At 31.5% G+C, this 22500-nt stretch carries 23 protein-coding genes and 1 tRNA gene; 21 read left to right on the forward strand and 3 right to left on the reverse strand.

Going from position 1 to position 22500, the window contains the following annotated elements:
- The first annotated feature begins 270 nt into the window (after positions 1 to 270).
- From LPB248_RS12965 to LPB248_RS12995, 7 genes are all read left to right on the forward strand, one after another.
- Entirely contained in the window at positions 271 to 2490 is a 2220-nt protein-coding gene (locus tag LPB248_RS12965) for a lantibiotic dehydratase family protein (RefSeq protein ID WP_177211819.1), read from the forward strand.
- Complete coding sequence (locus tag LPB248_RS12970) at positions 2487 to 3404, forward strand: thiopeptide-type bacteriocin biosynthesis protein (protein WP_177211820.1); 918 nt, start codon at positions 2487 to 2489, stop codon at positions 3402 to 3404. The genes LPB248_RS12965 and LPB248_RS12970 overlap by 4 nt, the downstream gene beginning before the upstream one ends.
- Positions 3405 to 5585 carry an erythromycin esterase family protein gene (locus LPB248_RS12975; RefSeq protein ID WP_177211821.1) on the forward strand — a complete coding sequence of 727 codons (2181 nt, stop codon included), beginning with the start codon at positions 3405 to 3407 and terminating at the stop codon, positions 5583 to 5585.
- Between the two features lie 64 nt (positions 5586 to 5649).
- Entirely contained in the window at positions 5650 to 5817 is a 168-nt protein-coding gene (locus tag LPB248_RS12980) for a TIGR04149 family rSAM-modified RiPP (protein ID WP_255463056.1), read from the forward strand.
- A 126-nt stretch (positions 5818 to 5943) separates the two neighbouring features.
- Complete coding sequence (locus LPB248_RS12985; RefSeq protein ID WP_177211823.1) at positions 5944 to 7155, forward strand: lanthionine synthetase LanC family protein; 1212 nt, start codon at positions 5944 to 5946, stop codon at positions 7153 to 7155.
- Positions 7156 to 7173: 18 nt separating this feature from the next.
- The gene (locus LPB248_RS12990) at positions 7174 to 9366 is read left to right on the forward strand and encodes a peptidase domain-containing ABC transporter (RefSeq protein ID WP_177211824.1); all 2193 of its coding nucleotides are present in this window, start codon (positions 7174 to 7176) and stop codon (positions 9364 to 9366) included.
- 3 nt (positions 9367 to 9369) lie between these two features.
- The gene (locus LPB248_RS12995) at positions 9370 to 10665 is read left to right on the forward strand and encodes an HlyD family secretion protein (protein ID WP_177211825.1); all 1296 of its coding nucleotides are present in this window, start codon (positions 9370 to 9372) and stop codon (positions 10663 to 10665) included.
- A 154-nt stretch (positions 10666 to 10819) separates the two neighbouring features.
- Here LPB248_RS12995 and LPB248_RS13000 read toward each other — a convergent pair whose 3' ends face one another.
- Entirely contained in the window at positions 10820 to 12031 is a 1212-nt protein-coding gene (locus tag LPB248_RS13000) for a tyrosine-type recombinase/integrase (RefSeq protein WP_177211826.1), read from the reverse strand.
- A 135-nt stretch (positions 12032 to 12166) separates the two neighbouring features.
- Between LPB248_RS13000 and LPB248_RS13005 the strand changes: the two genes are divergently transcribed.
- The 3 genes from LPB248_RS13005 (at position 12167) to LPB248_RS13015 (ending at position 13449) form a co-directional block, all read left to right on the forward strand.
- Positions 12167 to 12231 (forward strand) — tRNA-OTHER (locus tag LPB248_RS13005).
- Between the two features lie 227 nt (positions 12232 to 12458).
- Positions 12459 to 12860: a helix-turn-helix domain-containing protein gene (locus LPB248_RS13010; protein WP_111425167.1), complete on the forward strand. Its 402-nt coding sequence runs from the start codon at positions 12459 to 12461 to the stop codon at positions 12858 to 12860.
- Between the two features lie 169 nt (positions 12861 to 13029).
- Positions 13030 to 13449 (forward strand): very short patch repair endonuclease, encoded by a 420-nt coding sequence (locus LPB248_RS13015; RefSeq protein WP_177211827.1) that lies wholly within the window; start codon positions 13030 to 13032, stop codon positions 13447 to 13449.
- Here the strand turns inward: LPB248_RS13015 and dcm are convergent.
- Entirely contained in the window at positions 13446 to 14432 is a 987-nt protein-coding gene (gene dcm / locus LPB248_RS13020; protein WP_177211828.1) for a DNA (cytosine-5-)-methyltransferase, read from the reverse strand. The genes LPB248_RS13015 and dcm overlap by 4 nt on opposite strands.
- Positions 14433 to 14900: 468 nt before the next feature.
- Here dcm and LPB248_RS13025 point away from each other — a divergent pair, with 468 nt between their 5' ends.
- Entirely contained in the window at positions 14901 to 15125 is a 225-nt protein-coding gene (locus LPB248_RS13025; RefSeq protein WP_177211829.1) for a hypothetical protein, read from the forward strand.
- Between the two features lie 33 nt (positions 15126 to 15158).
- On the opposite strand, the gene LPB248_RS13030 is transcribed toward LPB248_RS13025, so the two are convergent.
- On the reverse strand, positions 15159 to 15749 hold the full coding sequence (locus tag LPB248_RS13030) for a riboflavin synthase (RefSeq protein ID WP_177211830.1): 591 nt from the start codon (positions 15747 to 15749) through the stop codon (positions 15159 to 15161).
- Positions 15750 to 15806: 57 nt separating this feature from the next.
- On the opposite strand from LPB248_RS13030, the gene pdxA reads away from it, so the two are divergent.
- The 10 genes from pdxA to LPB248_RS13080 all read left to right on the forward strand — a co-directional run bounded on the left by pdxA (position 15807) and on the right by LPB248_RS13080 (position 22488).
- A complete protein-coding gene (gene pdxA, locus LPB248_RS13035) occupies positions 15807 to 16856 on the forward strand; it encodes a 4-hydroxythreonine-4-phosphate dehydrogenase PdxA (protein ID WP_177211831.1) in 1050 nt (349 codons plus the stop codon).
- A gap of 105 nt (positions 16857 to 16961) precedes the next feature.
- On the forward strand, positions 16962 to 17504 hold the full coding sequence (locus tag LPB248_RS13040) for a YceD family protein (RefSeq protein WP_177211832.1): 543 nt from the start codon (positions 16962 to 16964) through the stop codon (positions 17502 to 17504).
- A 9-nt stretch (positions 17505 to 17513) separates the two neighbouring features.
- A complete protein-coding gene (rpmF, locus tag LPB248_RS13045; RefSeq protein ID WP_008465217.1) occupies positions 17514 to 17708 on the forward strand; it encodes a 50S ribosomal protein L32 in 195 nt (64 codons plus the stop codon).
- Between the two features lie 175 nt (positions 17709 to 17883).
- Positions 17884 to 18882 (forward strand): beta-ketoacyl-ACP synthase III, encoded by a 999-nt coding sequence (locus LPB248_RS13050; RefSeq protein ID WP_177211833.1) that lies wholly within the window; start codon positions 17884 to 17886, stop codon positions 18880 to 18882.
- Between the two features lie 23 nt (positions 18883 to 18905).
- Complete coding sequence (accB, locus tag LPB248_RS13055) at positions 18906 to 19391, forward strand: acetyl-CoA carboxylase biotin carboxyl carrier protein (protein ID WP_095928350.1); 486 nt, start codon at positions 18906 to 18908, stop codon at positions 19389 to 19391.
- A gap of 110 nt (positions 19392 to 19501) precedes the next feature.
- A complete protein-coding gene (gene accC, locus LPB248_RS13060) occupies positions 19502 to 20848 on the forward strand; it encodes an acetyl-CoA carboxylase biotin carboxylase subunit (protein ID WP_177211834.1) in 1347 nt (448 codons plus the stop codon).
- 343 nt (positions 20849 to 21191) lie between these two features.
- Positions 21192 to 21488, forward strand: a complete 297-nt coding sequence (locus LPB248_RS13065; RefSeq protein WP_177211835.1) for a hypothetical protein — start codon at positions 21192 to 21194, stop codon at positions 21486 to 21488.
- A gap of 75 nt (positions 21489 to 21563) precedes the next feature.
- Positions 21564 to 21860, forward strand: coding sequence for a hypothetical protein (locus LPB248_RS13070; RefSeq protein ID WP_111365738.1), 297 nt, complete (start codon positions 21564 to 21566; stop codon positions 21858 to 21860).
- 26 nt (positions 21861 to 21886) lie between these two features.
- Entirely contained in the window at positions 21887 to 22177 is a 291-nt protein-coding gene (locus tag LPB248_RS13075) for a hypothetical protein (RefSeq protein WP_129746601.1), read from the forward strand.
- Positions 22178 to 22194: 17 nt separating this feature from the next.
- Entirely contained in the window at positions 22195 to 22488 is a 294-nt protein-coding gene (locus tag LPB248_RS13080) for a PepSY-like domain-containing protein (RefSeq protein ID WP_177211836.1), read from the forward strand.
- Positions 22489 to 22500: the final 12 nt, after the last annotated feature.

Below are 22500 nucleotides of genomic sequence, written 5' to 3' on the forward strand. Positions count from 1 at the left end.
TTTGTTTGTAAGCTTGTTATGTAGTTGTTGTGTCCTAATTGTAAAAATAAAAATGGTAATCTCAGTGTAAAGTTTTGCTGTCCTTAAAGAATATTTTTATTTTTTTTCATCAAATGTGGAAACCCGTAATGAAGTTAAAAAAAAGCCTTCTACTTTTGGGGAAATATCCTACTTGTTTTTAAAATGGATCAAGAGAATGAAATAGACTTGTGAAAATGAATTTGAAAGATTTTAAGAGATAATTTACTAATACTAAAACAGAATAGAAAATTGAGTGAAATAAGTTCAAGCGCCCTAAAAGAAAAAAGGACTACAGACATGACTTACTTGTCATTTGATAAATATATCCTTAGAACACCACATCTTTCTTTCGATGAAGTAAAGGACTTAAATATATCAAAGATCCGAGATTTTTGCTCATTACCGTCAATATCTGAGGCAATTTATTTAGCATCTCCAGAATTGCATCAAGAGATGTTAAAATATTTACAAAAAAATCATGAGGAAACAGATGAAAAATTAGTGTTTTCACTTCTTAAGTATATATTAAGGATGGGAACCCGTTGTACTCCCTTTGGATTATTTAGTGGTTGTTCGGTTGGTAAAATAGCAAATGAAACAAATATTATTCTAAAAAAAACTTCTGATTACGCGAGAGTTACTCGGTTGGACATGAATTATTTATGCTCATTATCTCAAAAATTAGAGTCTAATAAAGAAATTAGAAAAGAACTTTTGTACTACCCTAATACAAGTTTGTATAAGATAGGTGATGAATTAAGATATGTTGAATATCAATATGTGAACACTAATAGAAAGCATTTTTTGATGGCAATTGACTGTAATGATTTTATTAATGATGTCATAAAAAAATCTGAGAAAGGGATCACCATTAAAGATTTAGCAACATTTATAGTCGATCCTGATATTTCAATTGATGATGCGGAAGATTTTGTTCATGAATTAATAGATAATCAAATATTGATTAGTTCTATTTCTCCGTCGGTAACTGGTAGAGACTATATGGATATATTGCGGGAAGGGATTCAGTCGCAAAATGTCAAAGCATGGCTTAATGATCTTAAAGACAAATTATATGAACTAGACAATAAAAAGGGTGATAATTTATTGTTATATCAGGAAATAATCGATTTAGCAAAATCTTTTGAAATGAAAGTGAATAAAAAGTTTCTTTTTCAAACAGATCTTAATGTTACCTATATAGAAAATAAGCTCGATTCGAGAGTAATTGACGATGTTCAGGAAGGGTTAAGAATCTTAAACAAATTATCATTTAAGAAAGATTACAAAAAAATAGAAAATTTTAAAAAGAAATTTTTAGAAAGATTTGAACAAGAAGAAGTTCCGTTGACATTAGCTTTAGATGTTGAAACTGGGATCGGTTTTGGAGAAGAATACGAAGATGCGGGGAGTTATAGCGTTTCTGATCTTATAGATAATCTACCAATTTCTAACTTGGGATCAAATCAAAACTTAAATTCAAAAACCAAAGTAACTCAAACTAAACTGGACAAACTTTTGTTATCCAAGTTGATGGCCATGTTTCGAAATAATGAAAGTGTAATCGAACTTAAAGATGAAGATTTCCAGGATTTCCAGGACAATTGGGATGAAGTACCAAATACTTTCTCTACTATAATTAGGGTTTATGAAGTAAATGATTCTAAACCACTTTTTCTTATGTCTGGTTTTGGAGGTTCAACAGCAACTTACTTATTGAGCAGATTTAGTCATATTGATACTAATATCTATAATTATATTGACGAAATATTGAGTAAAGAAGAGCAGGATAATATTATTACTGCTGAAATTGTCCATTTGCCCGAAGCCAGAACTGGAAATGTACTATCCCGTAATAATCTTAGGCATTATGAAATCCCTTATTTAGCAAAAAGTTCATTACCGAAAGAGCAACAGATATTAATTTCGGATCTTATGGTTTCTGTGAAAAATGGACATATAGTATTACGATCTAAAGCAAACAACAAAGAAGTTTTACCTCTATTATCTAATGCTCATAATATTGAAGCGGATCCACTACCAATCTATAGCTTTTTAACCGAACTACAAACTCAACGTAAAAGGGAGCATTTTGGTTTTAAATGGGGAGACATTTTAACTAATGAACATTATTTGCCAAGAGTGATGTATAAAAATATTATTTTTTCGCTAGCAATCTGGCGAGTTCCCAAAACCGAGCTCAGAAAAATTAATAATAGTGAAGAGTTAAATATTTGGCTTAAAAAGAGATCTATTCCAAATAGAGTTACAATCTCAGATTTGGACAATAATTTATTTATTGATTTTGAAAACGAATTGAGTTGTAAAATGTTTTTGTCAATTATAAAAACTAGAGAATACTTAATACTCAAAGAGTATTTGTTTAATGAAAAAAAAGCTTTTGTAAGAAAAGAAAATCAAGCAATGTCAAATGAATTTGTTCTTTCATTCCATAAACAAAAATTATGAAAAATAGTTCAATAAAACCTCAGAGAGTGTTTGTTGTTGGAAGCGAGTGGCTGTATTACAATATTTATATAGGTCCTCAGACTTCTGATAAATTCTTAACGTCAATAGTGAGTCCTCTAACAAATTCCTTAATTGATGATGGAGTTATTAATAAGTGGTTCTATATACGTTATAAGGATGAAGCTGGACTGCATTTAAGGGTACGATTTCATCTAATTAACACCAATTATGTAAATGAGGTTATCGCTAGATTTCATGATTTAATTATGCCTTTTATAGAGAATAAATTAATTTCAAACATTACAATAAATACTTATAAAAGAGAATTAGAACGATATGGAATTAGCACTATTGAGGAGTTTGAATCTTTGTTTTTTATAAATAGCAAGTTGATACTAGATATTATAAAACTTACTGAAGATGATCAAAAAAGTAGATGGCTTTATGGTATGAAATCAATAGATAGGTTTTTGGATGGTTGGAATTTCACTATTGAGCAAAAAAAGCAATTATTGGAAAGTTTAAAAATAAGTTTCGGTAAAGAGTTTGGCGTAGATAAAGAAATAAGAAAACAATTAAGCAAAAAATATAGAGATAACAGAAGTGAAATTGATGCTATAATTAATAATGAAAATGAAGATCTGGATCTTTTACTCAAAAGTTTTCATGAAGAATGCAAAATACATATAAATAATATTTCACTGAAGTTAAAATCAGAAAACAGGTTCGAGTCTTATTATATTAACGATTTGTTGTCTAGTTATATACATATGCTTTCTAATAGGCTTTTTCAATCTAAACAAAGATTAAATGAATGGGTATTATATGATTTATTGTATGAGTACTATTATAGTAAGCAAGCGAGAATCACTAGTGAGTTAAAGAAGAAAACAATTGCAATTTCAAATTATTAGATGAAAAAGATAATCGTGTTGTTGGTTATTTTGGTTTGCCAGATTGGTAATGCGCAAAATTTAAATCCAAAAATTATTGTTTTACCTGAAAACTGTTCGGTAGAGGATTTTTCTTTTTTAAAAGAAGAAATAAAAGAGGCGCAAGTGGTGATGCTGGGAGAAGAATCACATTTTGAAGGTAATGTATTTGAGATGAAAACCAAAATTATCAAGTACTTGCATGAGGAAATGGGTTTCAATACTATAGCTTTTGAATCTGGTGTTTATGATGTTTGGAAAGCGCAATATAGTATTAATAAAGGGGAAAGTGTAGAAGAAGCATTAAAAAACTCTTTGTTTTCGATTTGGGCTAAAAGAAAAGAGTTTCAAAGTTTTATAGCTTTTTATGATCAGAACAAAAAAGATTTAAAATTGTATGGATTCGACAATCAAATTACCGGGAAATTCGGAGAGGAACAACTTGTAAATGATCTTTATAAATTCTGTAGTCAGAATCAGTTAAAATTAAAATTAAAGCGTGAAGACTTCCAATTACTGGTAGAGTCAATGTTTAGTTCGGGAGTCTTTGATGAAGGCGATATTACTTATGAGGAATACAAAACTGCATTAACCCAGTTATTAAATAATATTGCTAATAAACCTAAAAGCGAGGAGCATTTTTATTGGACGCAAATCATAAAAAATTTGCTTGCATTAGCGGAATATCATTTTAGTAAAGAAATAGTTTTAAGCTCATTTTATACCACTTCGGATGATAATATCAGGGATAAGCAAATGGCTGATAACTTATTAGAGTACATTAAAGGTCATCCAGGTGAAAAAATTATATGTTGGGGTGCAAATCAGCATTTTGCTAACGATATGTCTTCTATAAGCGCACCGGTCCTAAAAGAATTCGTGCCAATGGGTTCTTATATAAAAAAAGCTTTAAAAGATAAGGTTTATAGTTTAGCAATGGTATCGGCGGCCGACTCAATATACCTGCAAAACAAGTGGAATAAAACACCGATAAATCAGGACTCTTTTGAATCTTATCTAAAGAAAAATAAAAAGCCTCATTTGTATATTTCATCAAGTCTGCCTGAGATGAAGAAAATACAATCAAATAGATTATTTAGCCCAATAACATTTATAGAAGCGCGTTTAGATTTATTGTATGACGGCTATTTGTATTTTGATAAAGTAATGCAGTCAATACCTATTGTCAGTGATGAAAAGGAGATGACAAAAAAGAGCGAGTTAACTAATAATCAGATCGAAAAAGAGAATAATATTGTTTTTCAACAGGTATCTGATAATTCCGGCTTGAAGGTAAATGCTCTAAATGAAGTGCTGATCTATAGCAAAAGAACACCTTATCAAATTATAAAAAAAACAATTGATGATCTTAATAAAAACTATCCCAACTCTCCTTTTAATTCAAATATGTATTCTAATGTTACAACTAATATTGGAGATGTAATTTGTTTAGATTTAGACTTTGTTTCAGAACAATATGATTTTCCATATACAGATAATTATCGTAGTACAAAACAAATAAAAGAATTAAGATGGAATATTAAGAATGGTTATGAACCGCAAAATTTGAGGGAATATCATAGTTTGATATATAATAATCCAATAAAATATGCACCTTTCCTGGATAATCGAAAATATAAAAAATTCATTTTTAATTTAGAAGAAATTATTAAATATAATAATAAAGAAGTGTTTGTAATTAGTTTTTCTTCAACAAGAAACCATTCTACTTATACCAAAAGAATGTTTTTAAGTAATTACACAGGCAAATTATATGTTAATAAAGATGATTATGCGCTTGTGAAAATTACTGAAAATTGGGAAGTCACCAAATTTCCTGAAGAATTTAAACAAGGATTAGAAGTGAGAGATTGGTTAGCAAAGTATACTAAAAAAGAATTTGTTAATGAGGCGATAGAAACTGATTTCGTAAAAAATGATAATTTGTATTATATAGCCCATTCTGAAATCACCATTTTGGGTAAATTAATAGATAAAGAGAGTAATTCATTAAATTACAAAACCACTATTAATTCATTTTGGAGCAATTTTAACAGTGTTAATCCGAAAGAAATTTCAAATAAAGAAGAACAGCATTTATTTGGCAAAATCAATTTCAACAAAATATTTTGGGATTCCTACGTGCTTCCTAAGAAACAATAAATCTGCGCAGATTGAAGGGGTAAGCTGAAAATCCTATACAATAGAGTAAGCACACAAACAAAAAATTTTAAACATGAAAAAATTAAAATTAAACAAAAAAACTATTTCTGTATTAGATAAAAAGGAAATGAAAACTGTTAAGGGTGGAGATCAGCCAGAATTTCTATCAATCGTTAGCTGCAGAGCTTCTAATAGTGGATGGGACTGTTGTAGTAGTGGTCCATGTGTATAAACTATTAGTTTATAAATTTATTCTTAAGCACCTTTTCAAGGTGCTTAAGATTTTATTATTAGATTTTAGAATAATTTTTCCTTAGTTCAAATTTTAAAAACAACAGAATTATGTTAGATAAAAAGCATGACTGATTTATTAAAGAAAATTGATAAAATTTTATTTGAAGCTGCAAAAAAGATGGAAAGTCCTGTAATTAATGATGATTTAGGTGTTTTAATCTATTTTGCAACCAGATATAATGCTACAGGTGAAATTCTTTACAAAAGGAAGAGTGTATATTTATTAAACAAGCTGATTTCTGTTTTTGGAGATTATGATTTTTCAAGTGGCTCTTTAGATGGATTTGAAGGCGTGTTTTGGACAATTAGTTATTTAAAAAAATGCAATATTATTAATGATTCAAGAGAGTTTTTAGAAGGAATAGAGGATAGCTTGTTTCAATCGATACAAAACGATATTAACAATAATATGTATGAGGTTTTCTATGGAAGTATTGGGAAAATACAATACTTTTTAGAAGAAGATAGAATTAATGAAGCAAAAGTTATTATATTAATCAATGACCTAATAAACTCATTATGGAGTAATAAAGAAGAATCAGATGGGCAAATTTATTGGATAGATAATGTAACTTTTAAAAAAGATTTTGAGTTTATCGATCTAGGATTGGCACATGGTATTTGTTCTGTTTTTCTATTTTTAGTTAAATTAAAAGAACTTAAATTTGACAATGAGCATTTAGATTCATTAATTAATGGAATTGTAAGAACGTACCAAAAAGCTGAAAATGAAGTCAAAGGAACCTCGTTTTTTCCAGACAGATACAGTATTAAAAATAAGCATAAAAACCTAATTAATAGTAGGCTGGCATATTGCGTTGGTGATTTACCTATTTCGTTTGCTTTTTGCTATGCAGGTCAGGTCATTAATAATAAAGAATGGATTGAATATTCAAAGAATATAATAAGACTTAGTACTTTTAAAGAAGTTTCAAGTTCGAATTTGAAACAATTTCAAGAATATGACTTTTTCGACATCGGATTTTGTCATGGTATAAGTAGCATTCTATATTTATTTTATCAAATTAATAAATATCATAATGATGATTTTATATGTTTTAAAACAGAATACTGGAAGAACGAACTAATTTTAAACGTAGGTAAATTCATCAAAATAAAGGAGCCAATTTATTATGCAAAATCATTTAACCAAATTGAGGATAAAAGATTACATAGTAAAAATTCAATATTAAACGGTCTTTGTGGGGCAGCTTTGGTATTGTTGGCAATTGAATATGATGAAACAGATTGGAGTTCGTTTTTATGTCTGTATTAGACAATAGTATAATAGTAAATGAAAGATTTTCCCTTTTTTAAACAGGCAGACCATAAAGATTGTGGTCCTACATGTTTAAAGATAATAGCAAAATATTACGGAAAGACAATCCATATTCAGGATTTGAGAGATCATAGCGAAACAACTCGTGAAGGTAGTAACTTGCTTTTTTTGAGCGATGCCGCAGAAAATATCGGTTTTAGGAGTTTAGGAATTAAGACTGATACTGAAACACTGGAAGAAGTTCAGTTGCCATGTATCCTGCATTGGAATAAAGAGCATTATGTTGTACTTTATAAAATTAAAAGAAATATTTATTATATTTCTGATCCGGCTTTTGGTTTAATTGAATATAATCAAGAAGATTTTATTAAATATTGGATAGGAAATAATGCTGATAAAAGTACCGAGGAAGGAATTGCATTATTGATTGAAGCAACTCCAAAATTCTTTCAATCTGAGTTTAATGAAGAGGGCAAAAAAGGACTAGGGTTTGGTTTATTGTCACAATACGTCTTGCAATATAAGTCATTTTTGGTTCAACTAAGTGTAGGGCTTTTGGCTAGTAGTTTATTACAGCTTATTTTTCCATTCCTGACTCAAAGTATAGTAGATGTTGGCATACAAAATCAAAACATACATTTTGTTTATTTGATTCTTTTTGCACAATTGTTTCTTTTTGCCGGAAGAACGGGTTTGGAGCTTATTAGAAGTTGGATATTATTACATCTTTCAACCAGGATCAATATTTCGCTTATTTCTGATTTCTTTATTAAATTAATGAATTTACCGATTTCATTTTTTGATGTAAGAATGACTGGTGATATCATGCAACGCATTAATGACCATCGGAGAATTGAAAAAATTCTGACCACATCATCTCTAAATGTATTGTTTTCTGTAATAAATATGTTTGTTATGGGAGCAGTTTTAGTGTATTATAATCTTCAGATATTCTTTGTGTTTTTTGCCGGAAGCCTACTTTATTTCGGATGGATTACTTTGTTTTTAAAAAGAAGGGAAGTATTAGATTATAAGCGTTTTGCTGAGGTTTCTCAAGAGCAAAGCAAAGTGATGGAACTCATTAATGGAATGCAGGAAATTAAACTCCACAATGCCGAAAAACAGAAACGTTGGGGTTGGGAGTATGTGCAGGCAAGGCTTTTTAGAGTCTCAATAAAAGGATTAGTTCTAGAACAAACGCAAACTACGGGTTCGTCTGTCATCAATGAATTAAAAAATATATTTATCATTTTTCTGTGTGCAAAATTGGTAATAGATGGTTCAATTACTTTAGGAATGATGCTGGCCATAAGCTCTATTGTTGGGAGTTTAAATGGTCCGATAACACAACTTATAGAGTTTGTCAGAGAACTGCAGGACGCCAAAATATCATTGGCGAGATTATCTGAGATTCATGAAAAAGAAGATGAAGCAGAACAGGAAGTTCATCAAACCAGCGATGTTCCCTATAATGATGATATGGCTATCAAGGATGTTTCTTATAGATATCTTGGATCAGACATGCCGGTTCTGGATACTTTGAGTTTAACGATTCCGGCCAGGAAGATTACTGCGATAGTGGGCGTTAGCGGAAGCGGTAAAACTACACTGATGAAGTTACTTCTTAAGTTTTATGAGCCTGATAAAGGTGAAATTAATATTGGGAATGTAGGATTGAAAAATATTTCTCAAAAAGCGTGGCGAGCTAATATTGGCACTGTAATGCAGGAAGGTTTTATTTTTAGTGACACCATTGCAAATAACATTGCGATCGGAGTTGACAAAGTTGATAAAGAACGCTTGGTATATGCTTCGGATGTTGCCAATATTAAAGAATATATTAGTGGATTGCCACTAGGATATAATACTAAAATTGGTGCCGAAGGAGTCGGAATGAGTACTGGTCAAAAACAAAGATTATTGATTGCCAGAGCTGTTTATAAAAACCCGGAAATTTTGTTTTTTGATGAAGCAACTTCAGCTTTAGATGCTAATAATGAAAAAGAAATCATGAGAAAATTAGATGTTTTTTTTAAAGATAAAACAGTTGTCGTTATAGCACACCGATTGAGTACGGTTATGAACGCAGATCAAATTGTAGTTTTGGACAAAGGGAAAATCATTGAGATAGGAAATCATTCAACACTGGTAGAGGAAAAAGGAAATTATTTTAAACTAGTGAAAAATCAATTGCAATTAGGGAATTAATACATGACTGAAGATAATACGACATTTGAGTTACGAAGTGAAGAGGTTCAGGATATCCTTGCCAAAGTACCGCATTGGATGATTCGATGGGGAACTATTCTAATATTTGTTATTATAATGATGTTGTTTTTTGTTGCCTGGTTTGTAAAATATCCGGATGTGGTTAATACCGAAATTTTAATTACAACGAATATTCCGCCAGAAAAAATCGTAGCAAAATCTGCTGGACGTATAGAAGCAATTTTGGTAAAGAATAAAGCTGTAGTACCCAAAAATACAACGCTTGCAATTATAGAAAACACTGCCAATTATCAAGATATATTTTTGTTAAACAGAATAGTGAATTCTTATAATATTAATGATCCAAAAAGCGATTTTCCGTTTTCTAAATTGAAAAATGCGCAATTGGGAGAAATCGAAAGCGCCTACGCTGTTTTTCAAAAAGATTATCAGGCACAAAAACTAAATGAAGATTTACATCCTTTTGAAATAGAGAGCCGCGCCCAATCTTCTGAAAAAATTCAGATACAGGAGCGATTAAATATTTTACAACAGCAAAAAGCAATCAATGAAGGTGAATTGGAACTTCAAAAAAATGAACTTGCCCGTTTTGAGATTTTATTCAATAAAGGAATAATTTCAGCTCAGGAAATGGAGGTTAAGAAGTTAAGTTTTTTGCAAGCTCAAAAGAATTATAGAAATCTTTTGTCATCAATTTCCCAATTAAGGTCCTCTTTAATAGATAACACAAAATTAAGTCAGAATTCACACATAAACAGCACCAAAGAAGAGGCTCACCTAGGTCGTAACATGGCACAATCCTTTTATCAGCTCAAAAAAGTGATAAAAGATTGGGAAATGGCTTATACATTAAAATCCTCTGTAAGTGGCGTGGTGACTTTTTTGCACGTTTGGACAGAAAATCAGACCATAAATGTGGGAGATAATGTTTTTTCAATTATTCCGGACGCCAAAAATGAATTTATTGGTAAAGTAAAAGCCCCAGCTTTAAATTCAGGAAAAATAAAAGTAAGTCAAAGGGTAAATATTCGTTTGGCTAACTTTCCGGATAGGGAGTTTGGTGTTTTAAGAGGTACGATTCAGAATATTTCACTGGTGCCGGATAAAGACGGAAATTTATTGCTGGATGTTGCATTACCAAACGGATTGGAGACTTCTTATAAAAGACAAATTATATTTCAACAGGAGATGAAAGGAAGCGCAGAAATTGTGACAGAAGATCTACGGTTAATAGAAAGAGTACTGTACCAATTTAAAAGCATTTTTGAACAAGTTTAAAAGCATAATTCATAATGAAAATAAGGTGCAAAAGGCCGATAAGTTATTCTTGAAATTGGAAAGAAGGGAAAGCAGATAAAAGAGATGAAATAATTTTTTTTAGATAAAAAAATGTAGAAATAAATGAGAGCAAAATAAACCCACTATGTTATATTTAAAAGATAATATCGTCAATCATTTTATCTAAAGTGTTGCTTGGAAGTGTATTTAAATATGACATGGTGGATTTAATATCTTTATGACCTAAAGCTTCTTTAATAATCTCTATTGAGATATTATTAAATTTTAAGATTGTTGCGAAAGAATGCCTTGCGCAGTAGTAGGTTATTTTCTTTTTAATGTCTAAATCAGTAATAATTCTTTTCAGCGGGGTGTTTATGTAATTTTTGAGATATTTTTCTTTTTTGTTATTTATATAAATTTCGGAGTTCTGATTATTGCGAATGATATTGAATAAATAGAGTGAATCAGTGGGTGAAATATACTCTGCAAGTTTGTGTTTCCAGAAATCGTTTATTTTAAAGTTTACTATTACTTCAGTTTTGCTTCTTTTATATGTAATTGTTTCTTTATATAGATCTGTTTTTTTTAGTTGTATTAAATCAATGAAGTTAATTCCTCTTCCGTAAAAACTTAGCAAAAACATGTCTCTTGCAAAAATGTCATTTTTATTTAGTAATTCTGCATTTTTTAATAATACAAGCTCTTCTTCGGATAGATATTCTTTTTTACCACTCTCTTTGATTTTTGATACTTTAAATTTATTAAAAGGATAGGTTGTTGATGGAATGATTTCGCGATTAATAGCTTTGTTAAAAACTGCTCGTAAAGTGCGAATTCTTATGCCAATTGTACTTTGGCTATTGTTATTGCTGTTTAAAAAGGATTGATATTTATAGATTGCATCTACAGATAAATCTTTAAAAGTAATTTCGGTTCTGTTGAAAAATCGCTGAATCGATCTTAGGGTGTCTTTTTCAATGTTGCTGGTTGACAGCTTTCCTGCATTTTTAATTTCTTCGATTAAGCTTTCGTGAAAAGTGGTATAGCTTAGGGTTTGCTGTTTTCCTGAATCTTTTTTGAATTTGATTATAATATCCTGTATGGTGAATGGAGTTTCGTCTAATTCAAATTCATGAATAATATTGTTGATACGATGCGAATATTTTTCAATGAGACCATTAATTTGTTTGTACTCTTTGTGCGATTTTTTAAGACGTTCTGTTTCAAATGACCAATCTTCAAGCTTGCATTTTTTTTTGATTGATAAACTAGTATTTATTCTGTCCTTGATTAATACAAGATTAATAAAATACTCGCCTTGTGCATTTGGCGCAGCTTTTAGTGTAAATTTGTATGATACCATTACTAAAAATATTGGTTATAATTTTGACGAACATTTGACGAGCAAAAGTACAATTAAAATAAGAAATAATGATTTTTTATTTGTTTTTGTTTTTGTAATTAGTTGATAATTAGCTATTCTAATGAAATATAAGTTATAGTGAAATTAATTAAACCTGACTCATAATCAGGTGGTCCCTGGTTCGAGCCCAGGTGGGACCACTCTTTTAGAACAAAAGCCTTTACAGAAATGTAAAGGCTTTTTTGTTTTCTTATGCGACAAAGGATTTATGTTCATCTAATCCAATTCTTTTAAAAGAGATTCTTCTTCAAAATATCGATAATATCTGACAAAAGAATGTTATAAAGGATATTTTTCTATCTTTGAAAATCAGATTTTTAATTCGCGAGGCTTTGTATTTAGGGCTTTAGAAAAATTAATATTCATTATGGAACAAAAAATACATCAGGGAAGAAACGTAAAACGTTTCAGAGAAATGCTTAATATAAAGCAAGAAGCATTGGCTTATGATTTAGGAGAAGAATGGAATCAAAAGAAGATTTCTATGCTGGAGCAGAAAGATGTAATTGAAGAAAGCTTGCTGAAACAAATTTCAGCAGTGCTAAAAATTCCTGTTGAAGCTTTTCAGAATTTTGATGAGGAGCAAGCGATAAATGTTATTTCTAATACTTTTCACAATGAAGCATTCATTGGTAATTCTGGTGGCACTTATAATGTTAATCCATTACAAGAAATTTTAAAACTTCACGAAGAAAAAATTGCTTTGTATGAGCGCATGCTAAAAGAGAAAGATGAAATGATGCAAAAGCTTGAAAAGCTAATCAAATAAATAATTTAGGAATATTTCTTATTCACAAAGCCTTTACAGAAATGTGAAGGCTTTTTTGTTTTTTGATGCTTTGTAAATGTGAAAATTGAAATTTTCCGCATCAAAAATTAAACTTTACTTTTCTTAAAATCCCTTAACTTTATCCATCCAAAACAAATTTAATCTTTAGATGGATAGATTAACTCCCGAACAGCGGAGTAAAACGATGCAGGCAATAAAAAGCACTGCTACAAAAGGCGAAGTAAGGCTTGCGAAAGCTTTATGGAAATTGGGCTACAGGTATCGAAAAAATAACAAAAAGATATTTGGAAGACCTGATCTTACTTTTGCCAAATATAAAATTGCCATTTTTGTTGACAGTGAGTTTTTTCATGGAAAAGATTGGGAAACGCAGCAATTGAGAATTAAATCGAATCGGGAATACTGGATTCCGAAAATTGAGAGAAATATACAGCGAGACGAAGAAGTCAATTCTTTTTTAATTGATAAAAATTGGACCGTTCTTAGGTTTTGGAGTAAGGATATTGAGAAAAACCTGGAAGTTTGTCTCGCGAGAATTGAAGGAACAATTATGCTTTTGAGCATTTAAACTTTTGCTGCTTTTAGTTGTTTGGCTTCTATTTTTTCAATGCATTTGAATATTTCTGAAGCAAGTCTCTCAATAACAGGCATGCTTACCGAATTTCCTGCCTGCTTGTAAAGACTGGAATTGGAGATTTTTGGCAATTTATAACTGTCTGGAAAACCTTGAAAACGGAAACATTCTCTTGGAGTTAGTTTTCTAAAACCAAATTCTGTTGTAATGATCGGAACATTATGACCTCCGGTTCCCATATTGGCAGTTAGTGTAGGGCATACTTCTTTTTTGTTTTCTCGAACATATTGTCTCCTGAACTGATAAATTCTGTCTTCTCTTACAACAGCTTCTTTTAGCATGTTATACATATATTTATCTTCAGTGTAATAGAATTTCTTATCTACTTTTTCTTTTATGATTAAATCGGTTACCTTTTGGGTTAATTCTTCTTTTTCGGGGAAATTGAATTTAAAACCTTTTTTGACGAAATCTTTGTCAAACGCAACCATAAAAATACGTTCCCGATTGTGCGGAATATTTCCAAAATCTTTGGTATTCAGGATTGCACTGTCAAAAGTATAATTGCGTTTTTTAATTTCGCGCTGAATCACTTTCATGGTGTTTCCTTTGTCATGTCCTTTTAGGTTTTTGACATTTTCAAGAAAAACCACTTTCGGTCTCATTTCATCAATAAAATCTAATATTTTAAAGAAATGATTTCCTCTGCTATCATTAAAGCCTTTTCTATGGCCAGCAAGAGAAAAAGGCTGGCACGGAAATCCTGCGGTAAGAATGTCAATTTTGTTAAGCTCTGTTACATCGAGTTGCATTACATCGCCTTCAATAAGAGTGTGTTCAAAATTGTTTCTATATGTGACGCAAGCTTTTTTGTCAAATTCATTAGCCCATTCTAGTTTAAATCCGGCATTTTCAAACCCTAAACAAATTCCGCCTACACCTGCATATAAACTTCCGACTGTATATTTGTTTTTCATTTGATTGTTTTGAGGTTGAAATGGATTTGGATTTGAAGCTTTGAATTTTCTTAATTAATGAAATTAAATTTTACAAATATATTAATTCAAGAACATTCTCCTGAATATAATTAGAATTGAATTCAAGCTCCTTTTTCGATGTAAATTTTCAAAATAGTTTTTTTGTAGATTAAGATAAAAAAAATGATCTTTTTCTAAATCAGGAAATTCTTATAAGCCTGTTTGTCTTGTAAATAATGGCAGAAAAAGGATTTTGTTTTCTAGAATGTTTCCAGAAAAGGATCTGCAGGGATTTGAGAAAAAAATGTTAAAATTTGTTTCGTCTTTTTTGTTTTAAAAGTTGCTTTTCTGTAAAAAACTTATACTTTTGTCTCAGATTTTGGAAGTAGAAAAGCATTCGTAAGAAATTTCTATTGAAGAATATTTGTCAATAACTATACAGACTTGCTTTTGCAAGAGCTTGAATTTATGAAAAATCTAAAAGCCCCATTTTTAGTAATTGCCTTATTGTTGTTAAATGTTTCATTAGTTACGGCACAGGATTTGCCAGATCCCGGTTGTGATGAACCTCCTTGCGGTGGACAACCTCCAGATTTTCCAATAAATCAAAATATAAGTTTTCTCCTGTTGGGCAGTGTAGCTTTAGGAGTTATTGTAATATATAAAAATCAAACAAAAAAAGCTTCAAATTAATATTGAAGCTTTTTTTATGAAAAATCTAGAATGTTATTTGTTTATCGAATAAAGTCTAGAAATATATTTTCCTACTACATCAAACTCAAGGTTGATTTTTGTTCCAACTTTGAAATCTTTAAAATTAGTGTGTTCGTAAGTATACGGAATAATTGAAACGCTAAATTCATTCGTCTTAGAATTAACAACCGTAAGACTAACACCATTTACTGTGATTGAACCTTTTTCGATTGTGATATTGTTTTGATTTTTATCGTATTCAAAAGTATAATTCCAACTTCCGTTTGCTTCTTGGATTTTTATGCAGGTTCCGGTTTGGTCAACATGTCCTTGTACAATATGACCGTCTAAGCGGTCGCCAAGTTTCATTCCTCTTTCAAGATTTATAATATCACCAGTTTTCCAATCGCCAATATTGGTTTTTAAAATTGTTTCATCAATTGCAGTTACGGTGTAAAGAGAGTCTTTAATGGCTACAACCGTAAGACATATTCCATTGTGCGAAACACTTTGATCTATTTTTAATTCATGAGTTATGGATGAGTCAACTGTTATGTGAAGATTGTTTTGATCTTTTCTGATTTCGTGAACCTTGCCGAGTGTTTCTATAATTCCTGTGAACATTGTGGTTTTATTTTACTAAATTTGCACATCAAAATTAGTAATAAATAAACTGAGCTCATGAATAAAAAAGCAGAAAATATAATTGTTGGAATTTCAGTTGGAGATTTAAACGGTATTGGAAGCGAAGTTATACTGAAAACATTCGAAGATTCTCGTATGTTGGAATTGTGTACGCCGGTTATTTTTGCAAATGCTAAAATTCTATCTTTTGTTAGAAAAAGTTTTACATCGACAATTCAATTTCATGGAGTTGATAAATTAGATCAAATTATTCCGGGTAAAGTGAATGTTCTGAATCTTTGGAGAGAAGGGGTTGATATAAATTTTGGAGTAAATGATCCTAAAATAGGCGAGTACGCAATAAAATCTTTTACAGCGGCAACAAAAGCTTTGAAAGATGGAGAAATAGATGTTCTGGTTACAGCTCCTATTAATAAATATAACATACAGTCTGAAGATTTTAAATTTCCAGGCCACACCGATTATTTGAATCAAGAATTAGAAGGCGATGCACTTATGATGATGGTTCAAGATAATTTACGAGTAGGTTTAATTACAGATCATGTACCGTTAAACGAAGTTGCTTCTCATTTGACAGAAGAGTTAATTACTAAAAAAATTGAAACTATTAGAAAGTCTTTAGTTCAGGATTTTAGTATAGTGAAGCCAAAAATTGCAGTTTTAGGATTAAATCCGCATGCTGGTGATGGCGGCGTGATTGGAAAAGAAGACGATTTGGTTTTAAAACCAACATTGAAGAAAATATTTGACTCTGGAACAATGGCTTTTGGTCCATTTCCAGCAGACGGCTTCTTTGGTAGCGGTCATTATGAAAAATATGATGCTATTGTGGCAATGTATCATGATCAGGGATTAATTCCGTTTAAGACCTTGTCTTTTGGAAAAGGAGTCAATTATACAGCGGGATTAAACAAGGTTAGAACTTCTCCAGACCATGGCACAGCTTATGATATAGCAGGAAAGGACATGGCAGATTACAATTCATTTAAAGAAGCAGTCTATCTTGCAATTGATATTTTTCGCTCGCGTAATCAGTATGAGGAGATTAGCCAAAAACCTCTTAAAATAAAAGAAAAACAGTTATAAACAAAAAAAGGTGAATAAGATTATTAGTTTTATAATAATTTTATATCTTTGCACCCCAATTCGGATATCTAGTTTTAGAATCGGATTGATCAAATTGATGTTGAAATGAGCAAAACAAAAGAATTTTTAATTCCTTTCATAGGATTAAAACTAGGAAAACACCATTTTGAGTATCAAATAAATAACACGTTCTTTAAGAACTTTGAGTACGATGAGTTTCAAAGTTCAGATATTAAAGTCAATTTACTTTTCGATAAGAAAAGTAATATGTTAGAGTTAGAATTCAAACACAAAGGAACGGTAAACGTGCCTTGTGATCTGACAGGCGAAGATTTTGATTTACCTATAAAAGGGAAAATGAAATTAATTGTTCGCTTTGGAGAAGAATTTAATGATGATAATGAAGAGTTGTTGATTTTACCACATGGTGAGCATGAAGTAGATATTGCGCAATATATTTATGAAATGATCGCGCTTTCTGTTCCGCAGAAGAGAATTCATCCAGGTGTTAAAGATGGAAGTCTACAAACAGAAGCTTTGACAAAACTGAATGAATTAAGTGTAAAAGAACAAAAGGAAGAGAGTAACAAAGAAGAAGATATTGACCCGCGTTGGGAAAAATTAAAGAAACTATTAACGGATAAATAATATAGTAAAATGGCACATCCTAAGAGAAAGACCTCGAAAACAAGAAGAGATAAGAGAAGAACACATTACAAAGCTACTGTAGCTCAAATCGCTACATGTCCTATTACAGGTGAGGCGCATTTATACCACAGAGCTTACTGGCATGAAGGTAAAATGTACTACAGAGGGCAAGTTGTTATCGATAAATCTGAAGCGGTTGCTTAATACGTTTTTGTAAATTATACTAGAACTCTCACATAGTGAGAGTTTTTTTTGTTGGTTATAATTTTCGATTTTTAGGAAAATATAGACAAATTCGTGACGTTTTTTTTTGTAATTTTCAAGTCTTTTAAAAATTTTTCAAATTATCAATAATTTGAAAGGAAAATAATAGAATATAATGAATACAATCACAGCCGCAATTACCGCTGTTGGAGCTTATGTTCCTGACTTCGTTCTTTCGAACCAAGTATTAGAAACAATGGTTGATACCAATGATGAGTGGATTACCGCTCGAACAGGAATTAAAGAAAGAAGAATTCTTAAAGATGCTGATAAAGGTACATCGTACCTTGCGATACAAGCAGCAAAGGATTTGATTGCAAAAGCAAATATTGATCCGCTTGAGATTGATATGATTATAATGGCAACTGCAACGCCAGATATGATGGTAGCTTCTACGGGAGTTTATGTTGCTACAGAAATTGGAGCAACAAATGCATTTTCATACGATTTGCAGGCTGCGTGTTCAAGTTTCTTATACGGAATGTCAACGGCTGCAGCGTATGTTCAGTCAGGACGTTACAAAAAAGTACTTTTAATTGGTGCCGATAAAATGTCATCTATTGTAGATTATACTGATAGAGCAACTTGTATTATTTTTGGAGATGGAGCTGGTGCAGTTCTTTTCGAACCAAATTATGAAGGTTTAGGATTGCAGGATGAGTATTTAAGAAGTGATGGTGTAGGACGTGATTTTCTTAAAATTCCAGCAGGAGGTTCTTTGATTCCGCCTTCAGAAGAAACTATTAAAAACAGACAGCACAATATTATGCAAGACGGTAAAACTGTTTTCAAATATGCTGTAACTAATATGGCTGATGCCAGCGAATTGATTTTACAAAGAAATAATTTGACAAATCAAGATGTTGACTGGTTGGTGCCGCACCAAGCTAACAAACGTATTATCGATGCTACTGCAGGAAGACTAGAATTAGACGAGTCTAAAGTGCTGGTAAATATCGAAAGATACGGTAATACTACTTCTGGAACTTTACCATTAGTATTAGCTGATTTTGAAGATAAGCTTAAAAAAGGAGATAATATTATCTTTGCCGCTTTTGGTGGTGGATTCACTTGGGGATCTATCTATTTAAAATGGGCTTACGATAAAAAATAAATTAAAACTAAAAACGAATCATTATGGATTTAAAAGAAATTCAAAACCTAATCAAATTTGTTGCAAATTCGGGCGTTGCAGAAGTGAAGTTAGAAATGGATGATGTAAAAATCACGATCAGAACAACTTTAGAAACAAATGTAACTGAAGCAACTTACGTACAGCAATTACCTGCTCAGGCAGCTTTACCTCAAGCGGCAGTTCCACAAGTTACAGCTCCAACAGTTGTAAGTGTAACTCCAGAAGCACCAGCTGCTAACGATTCTAAATATATTACTATAAAATCTCCAATCATTGGAACATTCTATAGAAAACCATCTCCAGACAAACCTGTTTTCACAGAAGTTGGAAGCACTGTATCTAAAGGTGATGTTCTTTGCGTAATTGAAGCAATGAAATTATTCAACGAAATCGAATCTGAAGTTTCTGGTAAAATTGTAAAAATTCTTGTAGATGATATGTCTCCGGTAGAATTTGATCAACCTTTATTCTTAGTAGATCCATCATAAATAAATTTAGATTTTAGATTTTAGATTTTAGATTGATCTGACAGAATTAATACATCAGACATCTAAAATTATCTAATTATCAAATTGTCTAATTATCTAATTAAAATAAGATGTTTAAAAAAATATTAATTGCGAATAGAGGAGAAATTGCACTACGTGTAATTCGTACATGTAAGGAAATGGGAATCAAAACTGTTGCAGTTTACTCTACAGCCGATGCAGAAAGTTTGCATGTTAAATTTGCCGACGAAGCGGTTTGTATAGGTCCTCCTCCGAGTAACTTATCGTATTTGAAAATGTCAAATATTATTGCAGCTGCAGAAATTACAAATGCAGATGCAATTCATCCAGGTTATGGATTTTTATCTGAGAATGCTAAATTCTCTAAAATCTGTCAAGAGCACGGAATTAAGTTTATCGGTGCTGCTCCAGAAATGATCGACCGTATGGGAGATAAAGCTTCTGCAAAAGCTACAATGAAAGCAGCAGGAGTACCTTGTGTACCAGGTTCAGACGGATTGTTAGAATCTTACGAACATGCACAAAAAATAGCTAAAGAAATTGGTTACCCAGTTATGATGAAAGCTACTGCTGGTGGTGGTGGAAAAGGAATGCGTGCTATCTGGAAAGAAGAAGAGCTTTTAAAAGCTTGGGAAAGCGCACGTCAAGAAGCTGCTGCAGCATTTGGAAATGACGGAATGTACATGGAAAAACTTATTGAAGAGCCACGCCATATCGAAATTCAAGTTGTTGGAGATTCTTACGGAAAAGCATGTCACCTTTCTGAAAGAGATTGCTCTGTTCAACGTCGTCACCAAAAACTGACTGAGGAAACACCTTCACCTTTCATGACAGATGATCTTCGTGCAAAAATGGGAGAGGCTGCTGTAAAAGCTGCTGAATTCATTAAATATGAAGGAGCTGGAACTGTAGAATTTTTGGTTGATAAACACAGAAACTTCTACTTCATGGAAATGAATACTCGTATTCAGGTGGAGCATCCAATTACAGAACAAGTTATTGATTATGATTTGATCCGTGAGCAGATTATGGTTGCGGCTGGAATTCCAATTTCTGGAAAAAATTACCTTCCACAATTACACGCTATTGAAGTACGTATTAATGCTGAAGATCCTTATAATGATTTTCGTCCTTCACCAGGAAAAATTACTACGCTTCATATGCCAGGAGGACATGGAGTTCGTTTAGATACTCACGTTTACTCAGGATATAGCATTCCGCCAAACTACGACTCTATGATTGCTAAGTTAATTACAACTGCACAATCTCGTGAAGAGGCTATCAGCAAAATGCGTAGAGCTTTGGATGAGTTCGTAATCGAAGGTGTGAAAACTACAATCCCTTTCCATAGACAATTAATGGATGATCCAAAATATATTGCAGGAGATTATACAACTGCATTTATGGATACATTTAAAATGAATAGTCCAGAATAATTAAAAGGCTTCCAAATTTGGAAGCCTTTTTCTTTTATAAACCTTTGTTAATTCCAATATTGGAGACCGAAATTTTAAATTAGGAGCTCAAAACGTCACTGTAAACTTTGGGATATGGATTTTGATTTATTGAAATTTTTCTAAAGGTTACACTTTAAGTGTTTACTTATTACACACTTATTTTCTCTTTTACACACCTTTCACGGTATTTCTTTTTTTGGTATATTTGGTGTAAAGTCTTTAAAGACAGGATTTTATGATCTTTGGCATGACTCTTTTCTTTTACGGCATAATAATTTCATTACTTCAAGCGTAAACAACTATTAATTTAAATATATACGTTATGAAAAATTTATTTTTATCAGCCGCAATTGTTTTAGGAGGTTTAACTTCATTCGCTTCAACTACACAAGTAACAAATACAATCGTAAAAACGATTTCTATCGAAGACGAATACACTGAAATCAAATTAGAAGAATTACCTGCTGCTATTACAGAATCTTTGAAAAAAGCATATCCAGAAGCAGTAATTACTAAAGCATATAAAAACGAAAAAGCACAGTATAAACTTGATGTAACGGTTGGCGACAAAGTCGGAAATCTTTTCGCAAATGCAGACGGAACTTGGATCAAACAATAATCTAAATCTTAGGTTTTGTGAAAATCCGGATCAAGAATACGAAGATCAAATTAACTATATTAAAAAAGAACTATCATGAAAAATTTATTTTTATCAGCCGCAATCGTTTTGGGAGGTTTAACATCATTTGCTTCAACTTCTCCAATTTCAAATACAATCGTAAAAACAATCTCTATCCAAGATGATTATACAGAAATTAAATTGGAAGAGCTTCCAACAGCTGTAACAGATGCTTTGAAAAAAGCATATCCAGATGCTGTGCTTTCTAAAGCATTTAAAAACACAAAATCTGAATACAAGCTTGAAGTAACTGTTGGAGATAAAACAGGTAATCTTTTTGCTAACGCAGACGGAACTTGGATTAAAAAATAATTAAGTCTAACCCTTAAACTATAACTATGAAAAAGTTAATCTTATCGGCAGCAATTGTCTTGGGCAGTTTGTCGATGCATGCAGAAACCACTGCTGTAACTAACCCAATGGTACAGACAGTTAATGATCAGGATGGATATAAAGAAGTAGACGGAGTTCCCGCAGCTGTGAAGAAAGGCTTAGATGAAGCTTATCCTGGTGTAGTGCTTGAAAAAGCATGGGTAAATGATAAAAAGGAGTACAAAATTGAGATAACCGTTCGAGGCGAAAAATCGATCGTTTATACAGATGCTTCTGGTAACATTCTTAAAAAATAATTTAAAACCACAATATTATGAAAAAGTTAGTTTTATCAGCAGCGATTGTTTTAGGAAGCCTTTCAGTAAATGCTGCAGTTCTTCCAGCAATCTCAATTACTCAATCAGCAATTTTTCAAGATGCATTTACTGAAGTAGCAGCAGACCAAATACCGGCAGCTGTGAAGTCTACAGTTGAAAAATCGTTTCCAAACACTAAGCTAGAAAAAGCTTATAAAAACGATAAAAACGAGTATAAACTTGAAATTTCAAGTGGAGAAAAGAAGTATACCATTTTTACGGATGCTTCTGGTAACATCATCAAGAAATAATTAAAAATCAGC

Origin of the sequence: Flavobacterium sp. LPB0248 (genome assembly GCF_013388355.1) — a bacterium.
In the GTDB taxonomy this organism is placed as follows: Bacteria; Bacteroidota; Bacteroidia; order Flavobacteriales; family Flavobacteriaceae; genus Flavobacterium.

Excerpts from the sequence above, each read along its gene's own strand:
- LPB248_RS12970 (WP_177211820.1), top strand. The coding sequence starts at position 2,487 with ATGAAAAATAGTTCAATAAAACCTCAGAGAGTGTTTGTTGTTGGAAGC.
- LPB248_RS12975 (WP_177211821.1), top strand. The coding sequence starts at position 3,405 with ATGAAAAAGATAATCGTGTTGTTGGTTATTTTGGTTTGCCAGATTGGT.
- LPB248_RS12985 (WP_177211823.1), top strand. The coding sequence starts at position 5,944 with ATGACTGATTTATTAAAGAAAATTGATAAAATTTTATTTGAAGCTGCA.
- LPB248_RS12990 (WP_177211824.1), top strand. The coding sequence starts at position 7,174 with ATGAAAGATTTTCCCTTTTTTAAACAGGCAGACCATAAAGATTGTGGT.
- LPB248_RS12995 (WP_177211825.1), top strand. The coding sequence starts at position 9,370 with ATGACTGAAGATAATACGACATTTGAGTTACGAAGTGAAGAGGTTCAG.
- LPB248_RS13000 (WP_177211826.1), bottom strand. The coding sequence starts at position 12,031 with ATGGTATCATACAAATTTACACTAAAAGCTGCGCCAAATGCACAAGGC.
- LPB248_RS13010 (WP_111425167.1), top strand. The coding sequence starts at position 12,459 with ATGGAACAAAAAATACATCAGGGAAGAAACGTAAAACGTTTCAGAGAA.
- LPB248_RS13015 (WP_177211827.1), top strand. The coding sequence starts at position 13,030 with ATGGATAGATTAACTCCCGAACAGCGGAGTAAAACGATGCAGGCAATA.
- dcm (WP_177211828.1), bottom strand. The coding sequence starts at position 14,432 with ATGAAAAACAAATATACAGTCGGAAGTTTATATGCAGGTGTAGGCGGA.
- LPB248_RS13025 (WP_177211829.1), top strand. The coding sequence starts at position 14,901 with ATGAAAAATCTAAAAGCCCCATTTTTAGTAATTGCCTTATTGTTGTTA.
- LPB248_RS13030 (WP_177211830.1), bottom strand. The coding sequence starts at position 15,749 with ATGTTCACAGGAATTATAGAAACACTCGGCAAGGTTCACGAAATCAGA.
- pdxA (WP_177211831.1), top strand. The coding sequence starts at position 15,807 with ATGAATAAAAAAGCAGAAAATATAATTGTTGGAATTTCAGTTGGAGAT.
- LPB248_RS13040 (WP_177211832.1), top strand. The coding sequence starts at position 16,962 with ATGAGCAAAACAAAAGAATTTTTAATTCCTTTCATAGGATTAAAACTA.
- rpmF (WP_008465217.1), top strand. The coding sequence starts at position 17,514 with ATGGCACATCCTAAGAGAAAGACCTCGAAAACAAGAAGAGATAAGAGA.
- LPB248_RS13050 (WP_177211833.1), top strand. The coding sequence starts at position 17,884 with ATGAATACAATCACAGCCGCAATTACCGCTGTTGGAGCTTATGTTCCT.
- accB (WP_095928350.1), top strand. The coding sequence starts at position 18,906 with ATGGATTTAAAAGAAATTCAAAACCTAATCAAATTTGTTGCAAATTCG.
- accC (WP_177211834.1), top strand. The coding sequence starts at position 19,502 with ATGTTTAAAAAAATATTAATTGCGAATAGAGGAGAAATTGCACTACGT.
- LPB248_RS13065 (WP_177211835.1), top strand. The coding sequence starts at position 21,192 with ATGAAAAATTTATTTTTATCAGCCGCAATTGTTTTAGGAGGTTTAACT.
- LPB248_RS13070 (WP_111365738.1), top strand. The coding sequence starts at position 21,564 with ATGAAAAATTTATTTTTATCAGCCGCAATCGTTTTGGGAGGTTTAACA.
- LPB248_RS13075 (WP_129746601.1), top strand. The coding sequence starts at position 21,887 with ATGAAAAAGTTAATCTTATCGGCAGCAATTGTCTTGGGCAGTTTGTCG.
- LPB248_RS13080 (WP_177211836.1), top strand. The coding sequence starts at position 22,195 with ATGAAAAAGTTAGTTTTATCAGCAGCGATTGTTTTAGGAAGCCTTTCA.